The following is a 21,870-nucleotide window of genomic DNA, read 5'->3' as shown; positions in this document are numbered from 1 at the left end:
TATTGCTCAACGCATTCGGCTACTAACGGTCTAAGATAAACTTAGGTGGACACTTGTACTAGCGCTAATCTCCACCACTAGATCATTAGGTTTTAGATTGAGGACATTGACTATCTTACTTGGCTGTTCCTCTCCCTCTGGCCTTGGACGTTCTAGCCAGCCAGCACCTGTGTATCCCATAACTCTGGCAATTTCTCGCCCCATGTAATATTTGCCGATCCCATCTGGATTATGGATAATCCGTTGTTCGTAAACTGTGGTAGATGAAGACGCAGCTTGTACTGTCAGGTTGGCTTTAGCAGTGAGCAACTCAATATCATAACAAGAGTTACTATAAAGTGGAGAAAATTTGACATTTGGTTATGACTGATCTGGATAGCTATAAGCAGCAACTAAAAGAATTTTATGGTAGTAGAACGACTTATGACTATGAGGAAGGTACTCGCCATCCTCTAGAAGCCAGGCTTCTACTTGAATTTGTACCGCTAAATTCGGGGCAGAAAATCCTTGATGTGGCCACTGGAACAGGTTTAGTTGCGATACCCGCAGCTGAAAAAGTTGGTTCAGAGGGTTATGTGATTGGGATTGACATGACCCCTGGAATGTTGCATCAAGCAAGACTTAAGATTGCAGCAGCAAGATTGCAAAACATCGAGTTGATTGAGGCAGATGCAGAATACTTCAATTTTAGTGATAACAGTTTTGATGTTGTCTTTTGCTGTGAAGCAATTGTACTTTTTCCTGATATCGTTACTACTTTGCAAAAGTGGTACGGTTACTTGAAAACAGGAGGGTATGTGGCATTTACCTGTCCTCCCGAAACTGCTTATATGGCATCTCTTCAGCAGAGGATCTGCGCTAGAGTTTTGGGCGAATCATTACCACATATCCTTGAACCACTGGGGACTCCAGAAAAATGTCGGAATTTGCTCAATCAGGCGGGTTTTAGAGATATCGAAATTAAGATTGAACCATCAGGACGTTATCGCCCTCTTAGGGATAGCAGATTATCTGAGATAGCAATTAATATAAATTTTAAAGGTAATCCTTTGTTGTCAAAATTATCACAAGAACAATTAAATCAGTTGCAAGTTGAGTACAAAGCAGAAATTGAAAAACTAGCAACTGATCAAGGTCTTTGGGAAGACACTACAAAGTTCTTTGTTCGCGCTCGAAAATAAGTTTATAAGCAAAGCTTTAGTCCTAACCTGACCAATGATTACTTGATAGTATAAAGCAAGTGCAATACGCTTGGGTTAAGGCTAAAATCTTTTGTCAAAGTCAATTTTTTTATCGAACCACAGAGGCGCAGAGAACACCGAGAGAAGAAAGAAATGCTTAACTGAACTGTATTGAGACTTGCGGATTTATCCGTGAGGTCAATTCCATTATCCAAAATCTAAAATCCCAAATTGTCTGACAGTTTAACCTCCTAGACTGATGTAGAAGTAAATATTTTTAGGATTTACTTGAAGCAGCCCCATTAAAAATTCGGAATCCAACCTTTGGACGCTTATATGCAAAACCTGTCCCTAATGTTAGTGCCTGTACTCGCTGCACAGAAAGTAGGAGGTGACGGTTTAATTAAACCTCTTGGTCATCATGAGCTGCTGTTGGTGCTGGTGCAACTGTCACTATTGCTTCTGGTAGCGCGGGGATTAGGTGAGTTGATGCGCCGGATTAACCTCCCGCCTGTTGTCGGGGAATTACTGGCAGGTGTGCTGCTGGGCCCTTCTCTATTTGGTTTGCTCCTTCCAGACTTACAGACACACATCTTTCCCAAAAGTCAAGAACAATCTAATTTACTTTCGGTGATTTCTTGGTTAGGCGTGTTATTTTTGCTGATTGTGACTGGGTTAGAGACGGATCTCAAGCTGATTCTTCGTAAGGGTAAAACGGCTCTGCTGATTTCACTGGGCGGAATTATTATCCCGTTTATTACCGGATTTGGACTGGGCTGGCTATTGCCAGATACTTTTTTAGCCGACCCACAAAAGCGACTAGTATTTAGTCTGTTCATAGCCACAGCAATGAGTATTTCGGCAGTACCAGTGATTGCTAAGGTGCTGATGGACTTAAACCTGATTCGCCGTGACATTGGTCAAGTCACCTTAGCTGCTGGTATGACTGACGACACCATCGGCTGGATTTTACTTTCTGTAGTTTCAGGTTTAGCTACTAGTGGCAAATTTGACTTTGGAACAATTTTCCATTCCGTGAGTGCAGCGGTATTATTTCTAGCGATCGCCTTCACAATTGGGCGTACCATTGTAGACCAGATTTTGCGCTGGGTTGATGACTACGTTGGCGGAATCGCCGCTAGTATGTCGGTTGTGCTGATTCTTTCGCTCTCAGCAGCAGCACTTACCCATGCGTTAGGTCTAGAAGCAGCATTAGGTGCTTTCGTGCTGGGGATTTTAGCAGGTCAATCCCGCCGCTTTAGCAATGAAGCTGGACACATGCTAGAAGTCTTCACAGCAGCCTTTCTAGCGCCAATTTTCTTTGCTTCAGCTGGCTTGAAAGTTAACTTGCTAACCCTGTTAGTCCCCCAGACGTTGCTATTTGGCTTGATTGTTCTTGTTGTTGCCTGTGTTGGCAAATTTACAGGTGCTTACATTGGTTCTCGCGTCGGCGGCTTGAGTCATTGGGAAGGTTTAGCGATGGGTTCCGGGATGAATGCTCGTGGGGCGATGGAAATTGTCGTTGCCACGATTGGTTTATCTTTGGGAGTGCTGAATCCACAGATGTACTCGATTATTGTCATGGTGGCGATCGTCACTTCCCTAATGGCTCCACCCCTTTTGCGCTGGTGTTTGTCGAAGGTGGTTATGAGTGAAGAGGAAGCTCGACGTTTGGAACAAGAAGAGCAGGATAGCCGCAGCTTTATCAAGCAAATTCAGCGTGTCTTAATACCTACTAGCGGTGGCCCCAACATTCAACTCGCGGCGCAATTAGTCGGGCACATGGCTCACCAAAACTCGATAGAAGTTACATCTCTATATGCCCTGAGTGACAAGCAGCCCCAAAACAAAGCCCGCCGGACGGCAACCCAGGTAAAAGACACCGCCGCCGAGCAAGCTCTTGCCTCTGTGACTGAGGAAATGCAGCTACCTACTGATACCATTTTGCAAACAAAAACGGAGTCTGGGCGTAGTAAAGCGGAGGTAATTCTGAATGAAGCGAACAAAGGCTATAACTTGATTGTACTGGGAGCCTCTGAACAGATACGCCCCCAGAAAGCATTGTTCAATTTGCTTGTAGACAAGGTAGTACAAGAAGCGCCTTGTGCAACAATGGTGGTGAAGTCGCACCTACCCCAAACCAAAGGCGAGATATGCAAAATCGCTCAACAAAAGCTGACAAAGATTTTAGTGCCAACGGTGGGGACAGAATACAGCAAAAATGCCGTAGAGATGGCAAGTACGATCGCTGCTCAAACAGGGGCATTAGTGATGATCGTTAACGTGATTAATTTGCCGCAGGTCGAGTATATTCTTTACGAACAGCGATCGCTAGCTCCAGTCAAGGAAATTGCCCATGAACTACTCGAACAGCAAGCAGCAACTGGTCGCAATCTCGGTGCTGATGTCAAAACATATATTCTTCAAGGAACCAGCCCAGAAAAGGAAATCCTCAAGTTTGCCCAAACCAAGGAAGTTGACCTAATTATTCTCGGTAGTAGTATCCGAATGGTTACGGGTCGCGTTTTCTTTGGTCACAGAGTGGATGCAATTCTGAGTAAAGCTCATTGCCCAGTAGCGGTAATTACTATACCATAGTTGTATTAATTAGATGCATTCAGTTTGCTTTAATATAGCTATATTCACATAGATTACCAATCTCAGGATCTAAGCAAACTTTTCTTTAATGATTTGACCTTAGCGCGAAGCCCTAGAAGTGACTGATCTTTGCAAATTAGCTAGAGCGCGATTGTAATCTAAAATAGCTGCGACTCGATTACCTTCTGCTCTTGTCAGGTCATTTTCAGCATCAATCACCTCGGTTTGAGTGCCCACACCAGCTTGGAACCTCAGCCTTGCTAAATTCACAGCTTCCCTAGCTTGATTTAAAGCCACACTAGAAGTTTGCACATTATCTAAATTGGATTGCAATTGAGAATAGTACTGTTCTACATCAAAGCGAATTTGGTCGCGCTGGCTAGCAAATTGAGACTCTGCGATCCCAATATTAGCTCTCGACTGATCCGCACGCGCTTTTGCTACTCCCGCATCAAACAAACTTATATTTCCTTGGAGTCCCGCTGAATAACCATCAGTAATGCTGACGCCATCATTATACCGATCTAGCACATTGTAGGTGCCTACCAAACTAATTTGCGGCCCTAGCTGTGAAAGCGCCTGTCGTCGCCGTTGCTCGGAAATATTACGTTGTGCCAAATACTGTGGCAATTCTGGACGATTTTGAAACGCTTGGACAATAGTTTCTTCCAGTGTTGGCTGCCAAAGACCAGCTAGTTGTACGGGATCTGCTGCACTGATATTAACTGACTGCGACAAACTTAACAAGGTGGCAAGCTGACGACGGGCAATTTGCTGCTGTGAGATAGAATTAGTCAGGTTTTGTTGGGCATTTGCTAAATTCACCTGAGCTTGCAGCACATCAAACCGCGTACCCACTCCAGCCTGTTCTCTGGCTTGAGTATCCCGCAAACTAGCCTGGGCATTTGCCACAGCAGACCGATTAATTCTTACTAATTCATCAGCTTGTTGCAAATCGTAATATTGAGTGCTGGTATTCAACCTAATTGTAAGAGACTGAGTTTCAACATCAAATTCATCCACACGTAGTTGTTCTTCAGCTGCTCGGATACTTGCCTCTCGATTACCGGAGGTATAAAGATCATAATTCAGTTGTGCTGAACCATTGAAAGTGGTGCTGCTTTGAGATGAATTGTTAGTAAAACCATTCCCATTATTAGTCACACGACTGTCAAGACCAAGAGTAGGAAACAAGGCAGCTTGAGACTCGCGTAGCGCCGAGCGACTGCGTTCTAACTGTAATAGGGCTATCTGTAAGTCTCGATTGTTGCGTTTTGCTAGTTCCAAAGCCTGTGCCAAACTGATTGGCACAGTTTGCTGAATCCTTACTTCCTCCGGTTTGGTAGGAAATTGGAGAGGATTGGAATTGGGGTTGAGAGAATCGGGAACATTTACAGAGCTTGAGGAATTCTGCGCTTTTGGGGGAGTTACTGCACTTGCTGCATTTGGAAAAAGAATAGCGATACCTGATGGCAAGGCTACCGCCAACGCTACAGTAACCCAGGTAGAATGTACGGAGAATAAGCTGAGATTCATAATAATGATGTAGTCATTAATTAGGTTTCTTTGAGGATACAATCACCTGATTGACCTACAGAGGTTTAAATTTTAAATTCCTCCTCAAAAGGTTGATATTAACAAATTAACCTACAATCAAACCATCCTGAACTCGAATAATCCTGTTGGTTTGAGCAGCGATATCTGGCTCATGAGTGACAATCACAATTGTGATCCCTTGGTCATTAAGTTCTGTTAACAAACTCATCACCTCATAAGATGTTTCAGTATCTAAAGCTCCTGTTGGCTCATCTGCCAAAACTAATGCAGGTCGGTTGACTAAAGCACGAGCAATAGCTACCCGTTGTTGTTGTCCGCCAGAGAGTTGACTGGGACGGTTAGATATCCGTGCGCCTAGTCCTACCTTTTCCAAGGCTTCTAATGCCCTTTGACGGCGTTTTGGCTTGGGCAAGTTAGCGTAAATCATTGGTAACATGACGTTTTCCAGCGCTGTCGCCCGCGCTAATAGGTTAAATTGTTGGAAAACAAAACCTATTCTTTGGTTGCGGATATAGGCTAATTCATCATCATCAAAAGTCGTCAGGTTTCTGCCTTCAAAAATATAGTCTCCAGTTGTGGGACGATCCAGACATCCCAAAATATTCATCAGCGTGGATTTACCCGAACCTGATACACCCATAATCGAGACGTATTCACCTTCCTCTATGGAGAGTTGAATTCCCTTGAGTATTGGAACACTAACTTCTCCCAAGTGATAGGTTTTGGTAATCGATTCCATCCAAATCATAGTTGTCATATTGATTTCGGCTTAATAAATTGTTAGTTGTTGGTTGTGAATTTTTCAAGAATTACATTGACTGTATAACCTGTGAATAATTAAAATTTAGTCCCCAGGTTATTTACAAATAAGCTGCAATATTAGGATGTAGAAATATTAGTAAATAGAATGTATTTCTTGCAATCAAATACCATAATCACCATCTAATTAAAATTGGTAGTTACGAGCCAAAATGCAGTTAGTATATCTGCTGGTGGTGCTTCTGGTTCAACACAGACAAAGATATAGGAATTCTACTTGAATCTTGCTCAGTATACTGAGAAGTCAAGCTTATAGGCCAATACGCTTGGGTTAAGGTTAAAACTCTTTATCAAAGTCAATTTTTTTACCGTAGACGCAAAGCGGCTTACCGCAGGGTACCGCAGAGGCGCTGAGAACACAGAGAGAAGGAAAAATTGCTTAACTGAACTGTATTGGCTTATAAACAGCTTGATTGTTCAAAAATCTAATAGTAGTCCTATATGATCTAGTTCAAGTTGCATATATTCACCTGTTTTAAGAGAAGCTTTTAATTTTTAAATTTTATTTTTTTGAATTATTTAGTCACTACGTAAAGCGGTGATTGGATCTAATTTTGATGCGTTACGGGCTGGAATTACCCCAGCGAGTAAGCCAACGGTTAAGGAGAGTACAAAGCCAGCAATGATCGACAATAAAGAAATTACAAACGGAAATTTGAAAATGTTTGCAGCTACAAAAGCTAATAAAACGCCAGTTGCCATACCAATACCTCCGCCGACAATGGAAATCACGATCGCTTCAGCTAAAAATTGATTAAGTATTGCAGAGTTGGTGGCTCCTACAGCTTTGCGAATCCCGATTTCTCGCGTCCGCTCAACTACAGAAACTAGCATAATATTGGCAATGCCAATTCCACCAACCACCAGGGAAATTCCAGCGATCGCTACCACCATAACTGTAAATAAACCCACAATACTAGTGAAGGTACTAACAATATCAGCTTGATTAGTCAGCCGAAAATCATCAGCTTGCGGCGGATAAATGTTGTGACGCAGCCGTAAGAGATTGGTGACTTGAAACTGAGCGGCTTCTAACTGCTCCTGATTCGCGCCTTTGACTAAAATTCCACTTACAGAAACGCCTACCAGGGCATTGTTACCAACCAGTCTCTTAGACATAGTAGTTAGAGGGATGAAAATCTGGTCATCTCGATCCATCGGCCCCTGAGCGCCTTTAGGTTCCATCACCCCAATTACTTCATAAGCCTCTCCCTGAATCCGAATTCTCTCACCGATCGGATTTACACCCTGTGCAAAGAGTGTTTTTTGAACTGTCGGGCCAAGAATGGCAAGCTGTGCGGCAGTATCTAGTTCTTCCTGAGTAAAATATCTCCCTTGTTGGGGGTGAGTATTTCTGACTTCTGGGTAGTTCAAATCAGTGCCATAAATGGTTGTTGAGGTGTTCTGTCCTGCATATACAACTTGGGCACTGCGTTGGAGATAAGCAGAAACCATCTGTGCTGATGGCGCTTGTGTAGCGATCGCCTTTGCATCTTCCCAAGTCAAGGTGCTGCTAGAACCTACTCCTTGACGGACATTCCCGCTTCTTGCAGCACCCGCTAAGATTTGGATCACATCTGTACCCAATGCTTGTATCTGTTGCTCAACTCCCTTTTGCACTCCCTGACCGACAGAAGTAATGGCAATGACCGAGGAAATCCCAATAATCACGCCCAACATAGTTAGACCTGTGCGTAATTTGTTACTCCACAAAGTCTCTGCCGCCATCGTCAATATTTCCAGCAATGGTACTGTGCGGGTATTCTTAGCTTTGTAAAAGCCCTTAAATATCTTAAACATAAAGTTTTATTTGAAACTCAATACAATTCAGTTAAGCATTTCTTCCTTCTCTTCCTTTGCGTCCTTTGCGTCCTTTGCGGTTCGTTATAAAAGTTGAGCCTTTTTACTCGACAGTTGAGCCTTTTTACTCAACAGTTGAGCCTTTTTACTCGGCAGTTGAGCCTTTTTACTCGACAGTTGAGCCTTTTTACTCGACAGTTGAGCCTTTTTACTCGACAGTTGAGCCTTTTTACTCGGCAGTTGAGCCTTTTTACTCGGCAGTTGAGCCTTTTTACTCGGCAGTTGAGCCTTTTTACTCGGCAGTTGAGCCTTTTTACTCCCCTTTCTGTTCCATCCCCTTGCTCCCTTGCCTCTTTTTAACTAAACCGTATTGATTTAAAACTCACTTTAAGGGGAACCACCAGCAGAACCACCGCCTGAACGACCTCCGCCGCCACTGCCTCCTCTTCCTCCACCTCCACCACCACCTAGACCAGGAAAAACCCCTCCTCGTGGTGTTGATTGCGGACGTGATCCTGGTGGGAAACTGAGCAATACCCTTTCGTTTCCTGTCAATCCAGACTTAACTTCGGTAAAGTTATTCGCGGTGACGCCAGTCTCGATGGGAGTGAACACAGGTCTGTTATTCTTTCCTGCTACAAACACACCTGTGGCATTTTCTTGGCGCACCACTGAGGCTGTTGGCACTACTAGAACATTTTCAACTTGACCGACTTGAAAATCTACTTCCGCATTCATCCCAGACCGCAGTAGTCTTTGAGGGTCCAAAAGTGATACTCTCACTTCAAAACTGGTGACGTTTTGCTCTACTATTGCTTGGGCAGCAATTTGGCTGACTTTACCTTCAAAGGTTTTTCCTGGGTAGGCATCTGCTTTAATCGAGACTTTTTGACCAAGGCGGGTTTTGGAAATATTTGTTTCCGCTAAATTTGCGACAACTTCATTTGTTGAAGCTAGAGACAAGATTGAAGAAGAAGAAGAAGAAGCTACTTCACTACTGGCTGTTGTAGGTGTGACGAAAGCGCCTGGATCAGCAAACTTCTTGGTCACCACACCATCAAAGGGGGCGCGAATTACCGTGTCATTGATTTCGGCTTGGATGTTTTGCAGCGATCCGCGAGCAGATGTTACCTGGGCGCGGGCTGCGTTAATATCTTCTTGGCGCGTTCCGGCTTTCAGAAGCGCCAAAGCTTGCTGTCTCTGCTTCACTACAGCTCGGGCTTGCTCGATGTCTTCTGGACGTGACCCGGCTTTTTGCAATCCCAGTGCTTGCTGTACTTCATTTACACTAGCTTGGGCGCTGTCGCGAGTGGCACGGTTTTGGTTGAGAGTCTGAAGCGAGATACCACCAGCATTGTAAAGTTGCTGATTACGAACAAAATCATCTGCTGCTTGGCGAAGGGTGGCTTGAGCGCTTTGCAAGCGGGCCTGTGCTTGGGCAATATCTTGAGAGCGATTGCCTGCTTGTACCTTTTGCAGATTCGCCTGGGCTTCGTCTAATACTCCTTGTGCTTGAGCAATATCTTGAGGGCGATTGCCTGCGATCGCCTTTTGCAAATTCGCCTCGGCTTGTGCCAATTGTCCTTGAGCGGAGGTAAGCTGCCCCCGCAGGTTGGAATCATCCATGTAAGCTACAATCTGTCCTTGTTTGACGAGATCCCCTTCCTTTACCAGCAGTGTTTTCAAGATGCCGGAATTTTTCGGGCTGAGGTTGATTGACCGCTCAGGCTTCACCGTTCCATTGGCTGAAACTGTGATTGTTAAACTCTGCCTTTCTACAGGCTTTGTCAGCACCCGGCGTCTGGCTTCTTGACGAGAAACAACTGTTACTTGGTGATAAACTCCATAGCCAATTCCACCTAAAAGGCAAAGAGCAATTAGCCAAGAGAGCCAATTACGTCTGCCCTTTTTTCTCTTTACCTCTGGAACCAAAAATGATGAATCTACGGTATTTGGTGTATCAATTTTCATATCCGCTTTGTCTATAAAGAACGGCTACCGAGCTAGTTATTCACGGCTAAAACTATAACCTGGTAGCCCTATACTGACAATGATTTTGAGTTATTGGTGTTTTAAAGGTTTATTTGCAGTACCAATCCACTAGGAAGTCTGTAGTAACCATCACGCTCTCTAACTAATCTCCCAGCAGGAACAATTTCCTGATTGGGAAGAAGAATATCCCCGTTGGGAAGTCTGAAATAACCTTGATTACGCAGTCTGGCTATGGATCTAGCAGGAATAATTTGCCCATTGGGATATCTGATGTCACCATTACCAAGTCTGACTACTCTGCTATAGGGTTCGTTGTCACGGTTCCAATTGCCCCGATCTCTAGAGTTTCTGACTTCTCCAGGATAGGGTCTGCCATCGCGGTTCCAATTACCCCTGTCTCTAAGGTTTCTGACTTCTCCAGGATTGGATCTGCCGTCGCGGTTCCAATTGCGCCTGTCTCCAGGGTTGCTGTCTTCTCTATAGTTGCGTCTGCCGTCGCGATCCCAATCTTGATCACGTTCACCAACTACGTAGACTTTCGTCTGGGCACTTGCAGGCGCAGTTAAGATAGTGGGAACAATGATTAGAGCAGCAGCAGCTAAGACTATCGATACACGGTTTGCTTTTAACATGGAATTGACTCCTTATTTACATTAAAGTTCTATTTTGCTGAGGTTCCAATTCAGTAATTTAAACAGTTGCTTTTGTTTTGGCATCAAGATGTCTAATATTTACTGTTTCGTATAAATTCATACATAATAATTATGGCTCAAAAACTCCCAACCGATGTATGACCAAAGTCACTAGTAATTCCAGACTGATGTATGACGAAAGTCATCAGTTTTTATAATAGGTACTGGGCAAGGGGAGACGCGACTAAATATTTCTACAAATCTCTTTGCGTCTCGGTGTAAGAGCGTCCCGGCGTCGGTTTACTTAATCTTAGCTTGGTGCAATTCCTTGCCAAATAACATCCACAATACCCAGGATAAATACTGATACTTCAATAGTAGGCTCTCCAGAATTTAAGTAACTTCCTATTGTTAATTCGGCAGTTGGCATACTGACTTGGGAGGACATTTGTTCTACGAAAACGTAGTTCATCACCGATCCTAGTAAAATATGAGCCACTGTCTGGGGATCGCAAGGGCGAAGGCGATCTTGGTTGATCTCACGCTCTAGGAAAGCAGTTAGTACTTTGACATCTCGCATGGGTTTTGGTTCTTTACCTCCAAGTTCTGCTCGCGCATTGCCTTGCGATCGCAGCATTATAATCCGAGGCAGCACCTCGCGATAAAATTCCATAATCTGGAGACAAATATTGATTAGGTTTTCTTTAAGATCGCCTTTGCCACAAAGAGATTCCAACTCGTTCATCCACAGGGGTTTTTCTGGAATTCTCATCGCTGCAAAAAATAATTCTTCTTTGGTTGAGAATCGCTTGAAAATTGAAGCTTCAGAAATACCAGCTCGTTGAGCAATTTCTAAGGTTGAAGCACCAAATCCTTGTTGTAGGAAAACTTGCCGAGCCGCTTCTAAGATTTGCTGATTGGTGATTCTGGGTATCCGAGACATAAATAAGTAAGTAGATACTTATTAAATTATTGCCTTTGTGATCGCGATGTCAAGAACTAATGACGTAAGATTTTACTGCCGTCAACAGCGGAGATCGTTTAAGCTAGCTGAAAGATTCTTTGATTAGTGGCTTAAAGGCGGTAGTGTGCCTAAATATGTTCGTTTGATTTCTCTTCTAATGGTTTGTAGTTTGTGGAGTATGCCACAAGCCGCTAACGCGCAGGCATTAATACCCCATACATTGCAAGTAGATTCAGAGAAGCAGGGGTTGAGGTTGGCACAGGAAGCGGCTCAACTCGCTCAGTTTCAACAGGTTGAATTAGCTTTGCCACTAGCGCGGCTGGCTAGTAACCTGGCTTCTAAAAATGAGAAGGTGTGGTTGCTCTTAGGTGGATTGCAGCTACAAACTAAAGAGTTTGACGCGGCGATCGCTAGCCTGAAAAAAGCTCAATCTATCAACCCCAAAAATGGTGAGATTCTGTTTGCTTTGGGTTCAGCTAATTTTCAGCAGAAAAATTACCAGGCATCTGTTGTCAATTATCAAGACGGTTTGAAGTTAAAACCCAATGATCCAGAAGGGTTATTTAATTTGGGTAATGCTTACTTTCTGCTGGGTCGATTCCCAGATGCGATCACACAGTACGATAAAGCCGTCTCCCAAGATAAAAAATTCTGGCCGGCGCTGAACAATATTGGCTTAATCAACTACGAACAGGGTGATACCCCTGGAGCAATTAAGCGATGGCAATCTGCTATAACTCTTGAGAAGCAAGCCGCAGAACCTTTATTGGCCTTGGCAGTGGCACTGTATACTAAAGGCGATCGCCAACAAGGACTAACCTTTGGAGAAGCTGCACTCCGCATCGATCAGCGCTATGCTAGTTTGGATTTTCTCAAAGAAAATCTCTGGGGCGATCGCCTACTGTCTGATACGAAAAAATTCCTAGAATCACCCCGTATTCAAGCAGCCCTACTGCAACGAGATAACTCATCATCAGCCCCTGAACAACAGCCTACCCAATAGGAATGCTGAGTTATGAGTGCTGAGTTAGGAGTTAAAAGTTAAGAGTTAAAAGTTAGGAGTTGGCAGTTCAATATTTCAACTCATAACTCATAACTTTCGGATTACCACTTGCTTAATGGCACCTTTTCGTAGTACATATATACTAACAAAATTCCAGAATACTCGCCCAAAAACGTTTTTGGGCGAGTATTCCTGAAATAAGTCGTTAATTCTCAGTGGTCATCTGTGGGTAGAAGTGCGATGATTTGGTCAACAAACAGTTGATGGTCAACAACTGGCTTAGAAATGTAGCCATCAGCGCCGCTTTGCTTGAGAAAGTTCTCGCGATCGCCTTCCATAGCATGTGCCGTCACCAAAATAATAGGTAAGTTTGCTGTTTTTGGATCAGATTTTAACATTTGTGTAATCTTGATTCCATCAACGGACTTACCTTGGTAAACACTTCTAGACAAAGAAACATCCATCAAAATTAGGTCTGCTTCTCCAGATTGGGCAATTTTTATGACTTCTTCGACATTTTCAGTGTGTTTCACACCTAAACCGCCACGCTTGGACAAAATCTTGGAAAAAACGCGAGCATTAATTAAATCGTCTTCGACAATTAAAACAGTTTTCATGAGAATTTTACTTATAGAGGTGAGGGAATTCAAGAATTCAAAAATTCAAAATTAACAAATCCAATCATGGTAAGTATCATGGCTACTAAGTGTATGTAGATTATACTCGCGTGCATCCTTTTTAATAGTCATCGTCATCAAGGATGATACTACTGCTTTTTCTTCTGTAACCATCAGAATTTTGTTATGAATCCTATTTGATCCGTTATGCTGTGGTTGCTGCAATATTGGGTTCCGCCGGCTTTTGTGTAGTTAAATTTCAGGGAAAAAACTCATGGCAAAACAGTTAAACCTTCTCTCAACGGGACAGGTCATTACAACAGCCCTGCACACCGAGATGCAACGGTCTTATCTAGAATATGCCATGAGCGTGATTGTCGGGCGAGCGCTACCAGACGTGCGTGATGGCTTAAAACCAGTGCATCGTCGCATTCTGTATGCAATGCACGAACTCGGTTTAATACCAGATAGACCCTATCGAAAATGTGCCCGTGTGGTGGGTGATGTGTTGGGTAAATACCATCCTCACGGCGACCAATCAGTTTACGATGCTTTAGTGAGGCTGGTGCAGGACTTTTCTAGCCGCTATCCTTTACTAGCGGGACACGGTAACTTTGGCAGCGTCGATAATGACCCGCCGGCGGCGATGCGCTACACAGAAACGCGCCTGGCACCCATCAGCCATGAGGGAATGCTGACAGAAATTGGCGAAGAAACTGTGGAATTTGTCGGGAACTTCGATAATTCCCAGCAAGAACCAACGGTGCTACCTGCTCAGTTGCCGTTTCTGTTGCTCAATGGCTGTTCTGGTATTGCCGTGGGCATGGCGACAAATGTACCACCGCATAACTTGGGGGAAGTTGTCGATGGGTTAATTGCCTTAATCGACAACCCAGATTTGTCAGATGAAAAGTTATTTGAGTTAATTCCAGGGCCAGACTTTCCCACTGGTGGAGAAATAATTGGTGAGACTGGAATTCGGGAAGCATACACCACAGGTAAGGGTGGGATTTTGCTGCGGGGAGTTGCGACTCTAGAGGAAATTCCAGCAACTAGGGGAAGCAAGCGACGGACGGCAATTATCATTACAGAATTGCCATATCAAGTGAATAAGGCTGCCTGGATTGAGAAGGTAGCGGACTTAGTAAATCAAGGTCGCCTGCAAGGAATTTCTGATCTTCGGGATGAGAGCGATCGCGAAGGGATGCGGGTAGTAATTGAACTCAAACGCGATACCAATCCCCAAGAAGTTCTCCAGCATTTATATCACCAAACTGCTTTGCAAATGACTTTTGGGGCAATTCTCCTAGCAATAGTAGATGGACAACCCCGCCAGTTAAGTTTGCGTCAACTGTTGCAGGAGTTTTTGAGTTTTCGAGAACAGACGCTGAACCGTCGCTACAATTACGAGTTGGGGAAGGCCCAAAGTCGTGTGCAGTTGGTAGAAGGTTTGCTCAAAGCACTGTCTAATTTGGATCAGGTAATTGGAATTTTACGCCAAGCTCCCGATGGAAGTACGGCAAAAATTAATCTTTGTAGCCAACTGGATTTGAGTGAGGTACAAGGAGATGCAATTTTGGCTATGCCATTGCGCCGCCTCACCAGTTTAGAACAGCAAAATTTGCAGCAGGAATTTGAGCAGCTAAGTGAACAAATTAGATTGTTAGAGCAATTGCTGAACGATCGCCGAGAATTACTCAAGGCGCTGAAAAAAGATTTGCGATCGCTCAAGCGCAAATACAGCGATCCCCGGCGGACAAAAATTGGAGAGGAGCAAAAGTTTAGGGCAGAGGAGCAGAAGAACAGAGGATCAGAAGATGATGAAGACAATCCAAAATCCAAAATCCAAAATCCAAAATTAGAACAGCCAGCAGAAGAAGCAGTTTTAGAGTTTACCCAACGGGGTTATGTGCGCCGCACTCAGCCATCTGGGAGAAAGTCAAAAGCTGAAAATGGTCTACATGATAATGACTTCATTATCCAAACTGTTTTAACTGACACAGAGAAAGACTTGCTAATACTAACTGCTGGCGGCAAAGTCTATCCGGTGAAGGTGGGAGAAATTCCTCCAACCACTGGACGTTCTCCACGGGGAAAACCTTTGATTACTATGCTCAGTAGTACTGCTCAAGGCGCTCAAGAAGCTGTGGTCAGCCGCTTTTTGCTGCCGGAAAATCTCGAAACTAAGCAGATGATTCTCTTAACAAAACAGGGACGGATTAAGCGGCTGTCTCTGGGAGAATTTACTGACTTGACTCGGCGCGGAATCACGATTTTGAAGCTCAAAGACGATGATGAATTGTCATTTACCCAGTTCACCACTCCAGGGGAGCATCTGATTTTAGCTAGTTCAGGTGGGCGACTGTTGCGCTTTGCAGTCAATGATGAACAATTAGCGATTATGGGTCGCACAGCGATGGGTTTACAAGCATTTCGGCTATTGAAAAATCAGCAAATGGTTGGCTGTGTGACTGTCGCCAAAGATGACCAGCTGCTGCTAGTTACTCAAGAAGGATATGCCAAGCGAATGGCTGCGAGTCAGTTAAGAGCGGCTAATCGCGGTGATTTAGGCACGCAAGCGCTGAGATTTGCCAGCAAAACTGACAACTTAGCTGGTATGGTCATGGCGATCGCCTCTGGTGAGGTAGCTTTAGTGACGAATAAAGAGCGAGTGGTGCGGATACCTGTGGAAACAGTGCCGATCTTAGGTAGAGATGTCAAAGGTGAAAGCATCCTCCAACTCAACCGCGATGAAAAAATCATCACCGTCGCCGAAGTGCGAACTTAATCAAGGTGAGTTTCTATTTTTGTAGGGTTGCCCTCAAAAAGAAGTCTCCGACTAGAAATGCCTTTTGAGAGGGCTGCCGCCTCCCAAATTGGCAGCATAAAATATTGAGATAGTGCTTACCTAAGCTAGATTTACATCCCCGACTTCTTGAATAAGTCGGGGATCTGGACAGCAACTTTTGCTTAGGGATTTCCAACAAATAAATTATCTAATCTTGTGGGAGATTTTTTTACTTGGAAGTCCCTTAAGTAAACTTGACACTCTGCAGTCTGTTCGCCCTTGGCGTCTCCCCTTCTCCCATTCGTGAAGAGGCTAACGCCTGCCGTAGGATGCCCAAAGGGCTGTAGAGAGAAGACGCGCAGATTCTTTAAAATACCCTTAAAAGAGATAGTCAAATATCCCCCTAGACGCTCAAAACAACTACCAATACGACCAATCCAAACAAATATTTGATAATTAATATCAATAAGCTAATATTGTCTATGACGGGAAAAATTCAAATAGCATTTTTCTACCTCTGTAAATCTAACTGAAGGCAGATGTTTTAATCTGTATAAATCGCTATCTCTATTTATGTCAAGCTATGGAAACAAAAATATCAAAAATGTTGCTTTTACGAAAATATTTGTTATATTAGTTTACATAAAGCAACAAACCTTAAGAATTAAATTTGGAGTCCCAACTATGACAAATGTAAGCACAACAAAAGTAACTACTCCGGTAATTGAAGATCGCAACGCTTGGCGCTGGGGCTTTACCCCACAAGCAGAAATCTGGAACGGTCGCTTGGCAATGATTGGCTTTTTAGCAGCCGTTTTGGTTGAGCTTTTTTCTGGTCAAGGCTTTCTACATTTTTGGGGCATTCTATAAGTTTTAATATTCAAGATGACCTATAAATAAAAAAACCTGGAGTGCTAATTCACTACCAGGTTTTTTTATTTGTTTGTGATTAGTCATTCGCTTTAAACAAATGACTAATGACTAATAATTACCGAATATATTCCTTGAGGACGCTGTTGCGATTTGGATGGCGCAACTTGCGGAGTGCTTTCGCTTCAATTTGACGAATCCGTTCGCGGGTGACGTTGAAAATCTGTCCGATTTCCTCAAGGGTCTTCATCCGACCATCATCCAAGCCGTAACGCAGTCTGAGAACATCGCGTTCACGAGGACTGAGACTGTCGAGGACTTTTTCAAGGTCTTCGCGCAGAAGATTTTTGGAAACTTGGTCTTCTGGCGTCTCACCATCGGATTCAATAAAATCGCCCAATCGAGAATCTTCTTCTTTGCCAATGGGCGTTTCTAGTGAAATGGGTAACTGGGCGGATTTAGCAATAAACCGCAACTTCTCAATGGTCATTTCCATACGAGTGGCGATTTCTTCTTCGGTGGGTTTGCGACCCATTTCTTGAGACAGCAGCTTGGTAGTTTTCTTAATCCGAGAGATGGTTTCGTAGAGGTGAACTGGAAGACGAATAGTGCGGGATTGATCTGCGATCGCGCGGGTAATTGCTTGACGAATCCACCAGGTAGCGTATGTAGAGAATTTGTAACCTTTTTCGTGGTCAAACTTTTCAGCGGCGCGAATCAAACCGAGACTGCCTTCCTGAATTAAATCTTGGAATGACAAACCACGATTCATGTATTTCTTAGCAATTGAAACCACAAGACGTAGGTTAGATTGCACCATCTTGTCTTTCGCCCTGCGACCAACATGCAGGCGATAACGAAAGGCTGGTAGTGGTAGTTGCACCGCTTCTGCCCATTCACTATCTCGAGGATCGCGATCCAATTGTTCTGAGAGTCTTTCCCGCACCCTCTCTAATTCCAGCAAATCGGCTATTTTCCGCGCCAATTCAATTTCTTCGTCTGCCCGCAACAGCCGAATTCTACCAATTTCTTGCAAGTAAAGCCGAATTGAATCTTCAGTGTAGTGCTTTTTCTTGCTTTGTGTCCGACGACGCGATTTAGCGGCTTTTCCAGACTTTGCGTCGTCCTCATCAGACTGAGGCTCTAAAAATTCATCGTCACCTTCATCGATGATCAGCAAGTCCTCTTCATCGTCTATTAAGAGTTCTTCTAACTCGAGCTCAGGCTGATTCATTATTTCTAGGTCAGGCTGATAGCTTTCGAGTACGTTGTTAGCCTGGTTCATGCCGCGTTCCTCATGCTCCTTGCAGAATCAATTACTCAAGATGTGTTTACTGCTCTTTTAAACGAGCTAGTTGTCAATCGAAAATAAGCTTTTTGGCAGATTTGCCAGAAATATTTTCGGACGTTTTGCACCTCCAGTCGGAGGGTTTTTTACTTTAGTTTAAGCAATTACTAAAGGTAACTTACTCCCCTTAGTAAATGTTATATGTGTTGCTATCACATACTGCTTTCAACTAACTGGTCAAAAAAAAGACTCACCTTTATCAAAAAACTTGCCACTCTATACAAACAAATTCAGACTTTTGGCAGATTTCCCTATAAAGACTCTTCCGATTGTAGCCTGTTTCACAGAAATTGCACTTTTTTTGTGTATTAATCATGAACTCCCACAGCAATTGTTAGCCACCATTACCAAAAAGACATTAAAAACGGGAATTATACCCTGAAATTTTTTCTCCACTTTTTGGAATTGCAGTGACGCTCTTATTACATTACGAAGTAAGTACGCTTGCTCTTGCCGAATTTCATGTATTTTACACAACATTAATTACTTAGAAAGAGGGCATTGGATGTTAACTCAGACGACAAGTCTTAATTTATCCATTTTTACATTTCCTTCATAAATTAAGCATTCCTTAGACTAAAGCAGGTCTTGACCTTGGGTAAATACAACAAGGGTGACGGTGCTTGCCTGAAAGCAGTTAACCTTCTGCGTACTAATTACCTTAACTGAGGAGTTGAGGCTATGGCATAATCAACCTGATAGCAGATCAATTTAGGTTTAACTAATTCGGCCTTATTCACAGGTTAGCGCACTGTGGCGATTTCAGCCCTATGAAACTTGACAAACTCTTCTTATTGTATACAAAGATATTTTAATCAATTCAAAAACGATTTGTCTGCAAACTTACCAATATAATCCTATTTAAGACAAAAGTTCATTAGATACATACGATACAATAGCGATCGCGACCGTAGTACATGAAGATATTAACAAGTTTTCAGCCAGATGGTGTCTGCTTCCAACAGCCATCACCCCGAATAGAGAGAACCCAGAAGATTGCCTGATGATTTGGTTACAAAGCTTTTTTTCGTAAATAAATTGTAAAATTAAATACTTTTGTTTCAGTAAGTATTTTTCATTTTATTATGAGAAATCCTCAAGATATTTAATTAATTGTTATTTGATAGATAATATTAAGTTATTTTATTAAAGCATAACAAATGTGTTTATAGCTGGTAAGCGAAATTAATTAGCCAGTCAGTGCAAAGAGTATTGTCTGACTAAATTTCCAATAAAGTTGGTAGTTTCGCTAGCAATAGAAATTGAATTTTTGTAAAATATTGACAATAAGTAAATTATATGGGTATGAGCACTCATCTAACGCGCTTCTTACATTGCCAGAAGCTAGCGCCTGCCGTAGGATGCCGGAACGCAAAAGCGTTTCCTGTCTTGAAAAGGGCTGTAGGGAGAAGACCGTGCCCGTTCCCCTTAAAAAGGCTTGCTCTAATTCCCTCCTTTTTAAGAAGGGTTAGGGAGGATCAAACCTTAACCCAGGCGTATTGAGATATAAAGTCTTTACCAAAAGTCTGTTCCAGGAATCTTAATCAATACTTGAAAGCCACAGATTCCCGACAACTTTTACGAAGTCGGGGATCTTCTTTTTTAGGAATGATTTAGGACTGCTATAGATTAAATGGGGATGTAGACACGATAAAAAAGGTAATGGGTGATACGTTTTCACCCATTACCAATGTCACAAATTATTGGAGTAGTGTTAGGGAATTGATATTAGATATCTAGATCGGTGAAGTTGAGTTTAGAACCATAGGTTTCGATGAATTCTCGTCTGGGTGCGACACGATCGCCCATTAAAATTGTGAAGATGCGATCAGCTTCTGCGGCATCCTCAATTTCGACTTGCTTCATTTTGCGAGTCTCTGGGTTCATGGTAGTGTCCCAGAGTTGTTGTGGCATCATTTCACCCAAACCTTTGAAGCGTTGGATGGTGTAGTTGGCGTTAGCAGGGAATTTGGCGATTGCTTGATTTTTTTCGCGATCGCTATAGCAGTACTCATGATTACGTCCCCGTTCTACTTTATACAGTGGAGGACAAGCAATATAAATAAAGCCTTGTTCGATGAGCGATCGCTGATATCGATAGAAGAATGTTAACAACAAAGTCCGGATGTGCGCTCCATCTACGTCAGCGTCCGTCATGATCACTATGCGGTGATAACGCAGTTGGGTGGAATCGAATTCATCACCTTTGACACCTAAACCGAGGGCTGTAATTAACGCTTGGACTTCGTTATTTTTATAGATTTTAGCATCATCGGTTTTTTCAATGTTGAGAATTTTACCACGTAGAGGCAAGATAGCTTGAGTGCGGCGATCGCGTCCTTGTTTGGCACTCCCACCGGCTGAATCCCCTTCCACGATGAATATCTCAGATTCGCTGGGGTCACGAGAACTGCAATCTGCTAATTTGCCAGGTAATGGCGAAGATTCCAGTACTGATTTGCGTCGAACTAATTCCCGCGCATGACGGGCTGCTTCTGCGGCTTTGAAAGCTTGGATAGCTTTATCTAAAATTGAGTCTGCGATCGCAGGATGAAATTCTAGGTATTCGGTGAGGACTTCTCCCACCAAAGAATCGACAATTCCTCTAACTTCAGTGTTACCGAGTTTGGTCTTGGTTTGTCCTTCAAATTCTGGATCGGGGACTTTAACGGAAATTACGGCAGTTAGACCTTCGCGGACGTGTTCACCACTGAGGTTAGGTTCATTCTCTTTAATTTTATTGCGCTTGCGGGCGATCGCATTTAATGTCCGAGTCAGAACTGCTTTCAACCCTTCTAAGTGCGTACCACCATCAACGGTGCGAATATTGTTGGCAAAACCTAGTACATTATCCGTGTAAGCATCAGTACACCACTGCAAAGAAACTTCCACTTGTACATTGTTCCGTTCCCCCTGCACATAGATAATTTCTTCATGCAGCGGCTGCTTCTCACGGTTCATGTAGGCAATATATTCTTTAATGCCACCCTTGTAATTGTAGGATTCTACTTTTGGTGTATCGCTTTTTAGTAGTTCTAAACGATGGTCAGTAAAGGTAATTTTGACACCTGCATTCAGATACGCCAACTCCCGTAGGCGACCTGATAAAGTGATGTAATCAAACTCAATGCTAATTGTAAAGATTTGCGTATCCGGCTTAAAGGTGACAGAAGTTCCGGTTCTAGCTTCTTTGTAAGACTTGACTTGCAGTTCTGTAACTGGGATACCGCGTTCATAGCGTTGGATATGAACCTTTTTATCTCGCCAAACCGTAACTTCTACAACCTCAGATAGGGCATTAACAACAGAAATACCAACCCCGTGCAATCCTCCAGAAACTTTATAACCACCGCCGCCAAACTTACCACCCGCGTGCAGTACCGTCATCACGGTTTCCAAAGCCGATTTCCCCGTGCGCGAGTGAGTATCGATGGGAATACCGCGACCATCATCTGTTACAGTCACCGAACCATCAGCGTTGAGATCCACCTCTATATGGGTGCAATAACCCGCCAAAGCCTCATCGATTGAATTGTCCACCACCTCGTAAACTAAATGGTGGAGTCCTCGCGGCCCGGTAGTACCGATGTACATTCCTGGTCGTTTGCGGACGGCTTCCAGACCTTCCAGAACTTGAATCTGATCGGCACTGTAACTGCTCGTCATGTAAACTCTCCTGATGCGTGGGGTTGAACTCGCCA

At 43.4% G+C, this 21,870-nt stretch carries 14 protein-coding genes and 1 pseudogene; 5 read left to right on the top strand and 10 right to left on the bottom strand.

Annotation, left to right across the window (positions count from 1 at the left end):
- Positions 1-54: 54 nt before the first annotated feature.
- A pseudogene (locus V7K46_RS01730) lies at positions 55-320 on the bottom strand (SAM-dependent methyltransferase); the annotation flags it as partial.
- A gap of 42 nt (positions 321-362) precedes the next feature.
- Between V7K46_RS01730 and V7K46_RS01725 the strand changes: the two are divergent.
- Together V7K46_RS01725 and V7K46_RS01720 are read left to right on the top strand one after the other, a co-directional pair.
- Positions 363-1,181, top strand: coding sequence for a class I SAM-dependent methyltransferase (locus V7K46_RS01725; RefSeq protein ID WP_335110436.1), 819 nt, complete (start codon positions 363-365; stop codon positions 1,179-1,181).
- Between the two features lie 336 nt (positions 1,182-1,517).
- A complete protein-coding gene (locus tag V7K46_RS01720) occupies positions 1,518-3,779 on the top strand; it encodes a cation:proton antiporter domain-containing protein (RefSeq protein ID WP_335110434.1) in 2,262 nt (753 codons plus the stop codon).
- Positions 3,780-3,878: 99 nt separating this feature from the next.
- Here V7K46_RS01720 and V7K46_RS01715 read toward each other — a convergent pair whose 3' ends face one another.
- The 6 genes from V7K46_RS01715 to V7K46_RS01690 all read right to left on the bottom strand — a co-directional run bounded on the left by V7K46_RS01715 (position 3,879) and on the right by V7K46_RS01690 (position 11,522).
- Positions 3,879-5,315 carry a TolC family protein gene (locus V7K46_RS01715; RefSeq protein WP_335110432.1) on the bottom strand — a complete coding sequence of 479 codons (1,437 nt, stop codon included), beginning with the start codon at positions 5,313-5,315 and terminating at the stop codon, positions 3,879-3,881.
- Between the two features lie 106 nt (positions 5,316-5,421).
- Positions 5,422-6,093: an ABC transporter ATP-binding protein gene (locus tag V7K46_RS01710; RefSeq protein WP_273766836.1), complete on the bottom strand. Its 672-nt coding sequence runs from the start codon at positions 6,091-6,093 to the stop codon at positions 5,422-5,424.
- A 581-nt stretch (positions 6,094-6,674) separates the two neighbouring features.
- Positions 6,675-7,955, bottom strand: coding sequence for an ABC transporter permease (locus tag V7K46_RS01705; protein WP_442939790.1), 1,281 nt, complete (start codon positions 7,953-7,955; stop codon positions 6,675-6,677).
- A gap of 387 nt (positions 7,956-8,342) precedes the next feature.
- Positions 8,343-9,926 (bottom strand): efflux RND transporter periplasmic adaptor subunit, encoded by a 1,584-nt coding sequence (locus V7K46_RS01700; RefSeq protein ID WP_335110430.1) that lies wholly within the window; start codon positions 9,924-9,926, stop codon positions 8,343-8,345.
- A 101-nt stretch (positions 9,927-10,027) separates the two neighbouring features.
- Positions 10,028-10,579, bottom strand: coding sequence for a hypothetical protein (locus tag V7K46_RS01695; RefSeq protein ID WP_335110428.1), 552 nt, complete (start codon positions 10,577-10,579; stop codon positions 10,028-10,030).
- A 310-nt stretch (positions 10,580-10,889) separates the two neighbouring features.
- The gene (locus V7K46_RS01690; protein ID WP_335110426.1) at positions 10,890-11,522 is read right to left on the bottom strand and encodes a TetR/AcrR family transcriptional regulator; all 633 of its coding nucleotides are present in this window, start codon (positions 11,520-11,522) and stop codon (positions 10,890-10,892) included.
- A gap of 145 nt (positions 11,523-11,667) precedes the next feature.
- Between V7K46_RS01690 and V7K46_RS01685 the strand changes: the two genes are divergently transcribed.
- Positions 11,668-12,546 carry a tetratricopeptide repeat protein gene (locus V7K46_RS01685; RefSeq protein ID WP_335110424.1) on the top strand — a complete coding sequence of 293 codons (879 nt, stop codon included), beginning with the start codon at positions 11,668-11,670 and terminating at the stop codon, positions 12,544-12,546.
- Between the two features lie 212 nt (positions 12,547-12,758).
- Here V7K46_RS01685 and V7K46_RS01680 read toward each other — a convergent pair whose 3' ends face one another.
- Positions 12,759-13,163 carry a response regulator gene (locus V7K46_RS01680; RefSeq protein WP_273766843.1) on the bottom strand — a complete coding sequence of 135 codons (405 nt, stop codon included), beginning with the start codon at positions 13,161-13,163 and terminating at the stop codon, positions 12,759-12,761.
- Positions 13,164-13,437: 274 nt separating this feature from the next.
- Here V7K46_RS01680 and gyrA point away from each other — a divergent pair, with 274 nt between their 5' ends.
- Positions 13,438-15,951, top strand: a complete 2,514-nt coding sequence (gene gyrA, locus V7K46_RS01675; RefSeq protein ID WP_335110422.1) for a DNA gyrase subunit A — start codon at positions 13,438-13,440, stop codon at positions 15,949-15,951.
- A gap of 684 nt (positions 15,952-16,635) precedes the next feature.
- Positions 16,636-16,821, top strand: a complete 186-nt coding sequence (locus V7K46_RS01670) for a chlorophyll a/b-binding protein (protein ID WP_335022805.1) — start codon at positions 16,636-16,638, stop codon at positions 16,819-16,821.
- A gap of 118 nt (positions 16,822-16,939) precedes the next feature.
- On the opposite strand, the gene rpoD is transcribed toward V7K46_RS01670, so the two are convergent.
- Entirely contained in the window at positions 16,940-18,106 is a 1,167-nt protein-coding gene (rpoD, locus tag V7K46_RS01665; protein WP_273766849.1) for an RNA polymerase sigma factor RpoD, read from the bottom strand.
- Positions 18,107-19,897: 1,791 nt separating this feature from the next.
- Positions 19,898-21,835 (bottom strand): DNA topoisomerase (ATP-hydrolyzing) subunit B, encoded by a 1,938-nt coding sequence (gene gyrB, locus V7K46_RS01660; protein WP_335110420.1) that lies wholly within the window; start codon positions 21,833-21,835, stop codon positions 19,898-19,900.
- Between the last annotated feature and the right edge of the window lie 35 nt (positions 21,836-21,870).

It is taken from the genome of Nostoc sp., from assembly GCF_036917395.1.
GTDB lineage: Bacteria > Cyanobacteriota > Cyanobacteriia > Cyanobacteriales > Nostocaceae > Nostoc.
The sequence above is the reverse complement of the archived record's forward strand: the minus strand, read 5'-3'. Positions and strand labels throughout refer to the sequence as shown.

Excerpts from the sequence above, each read along its gene's own strand:
- V7K46_RS01725 (WP_335110436.1), top strand. The coding sequence starts at position 363 with ATGACTGATCTGGATAGCTATAAGCAGCAACTAAAAGAATTTTATGGT.
- V7K46_RS01720 (WP_335110434.1), top strand. The coding sequence starts at position 1,518 with ATGCAAAACCTGTCCCTAATGTTAGTGCCTGTACTCGCTGCACAGAAA.
- V7K46_RS01715 (WP_335110432.1), bottom strand. The coding sequence starts at position 5,315 with ATGAATCTCAGCTTATTCTCCGTACATTCTACCTGGGTTACTGTAGCG.
- V7K46_RS01710 (WP_273766836.1), bottom strand. The coding sequence starts at position 6,093 with ATGACAACTATGATTTGGATGGAATCGATTACCAAAACCTATCACTTG.
- V7K46_RS01705 (WP_442939790.1), bottom strand. The coding sequence starts at position 7,955 with ATGTTTAAGATATTTAAGGGCTTTTACAAAGCTAAGAATACCCGCACA.
- V7K46_RS01700 (WP_335110430.1), bottom strand. The coding sequence starts at position 9,926 with ATGAAAATTGATACACCAAATACCGTAGATTCATCATTTTTGGTTCCA.
- V7K46_RS01695 (WP_335110428.1), bottom strand. The coding sequence starts at position 10,579 with ATGTTAAAAGCAAACCGTGTATCGATAGTCTTAGCTGCTGCTGCTCTA.
- V7K46_RS01690 (WP_335110426.1), bottom strand. The coding sequence starts at position 11,522 with ATGTCTCGGATACCCAGAATCACCAATCAGCAAATCTTAGAAGCGGCT.
- V7K46_RS01680 (WP_273766843.1), bottom strand. The coding sequence starts at position 13,163 with ATGAAAACTGTTTTAATTGTCGAAGACGATTTAATTAATGCTCGCGTT.
- gyrA (WP_335110422.1), top strand. The coding sequence starts at position 13,438 with ATGGCAAAACAGTTAAACCTTCTCTCAACGGGACAGGTCATTACAACA.
- V7K46_RS01670 (WP_335022805.1), top strand. The coding sequence starts at position 16,636 with ATGACAAATGTAAGCACAACAAAAGTAACTACTCCGGTAATTGAAGAT.
- rpoD (WP_273766849.1), bottom strand. The coding sequence starts at position 18,106 with ATGAACCAGGCTAACAACGTACTCGAAAGCTATCAGCCTGACCTAGAA.
- gyrB (WP_335110420.1), bottom strand. The coding sequence starts at position 21,835 with ATGACGAGCAGTTACAGTGCCGATCAGATTCAAGTTCTGGAAGGTCTG.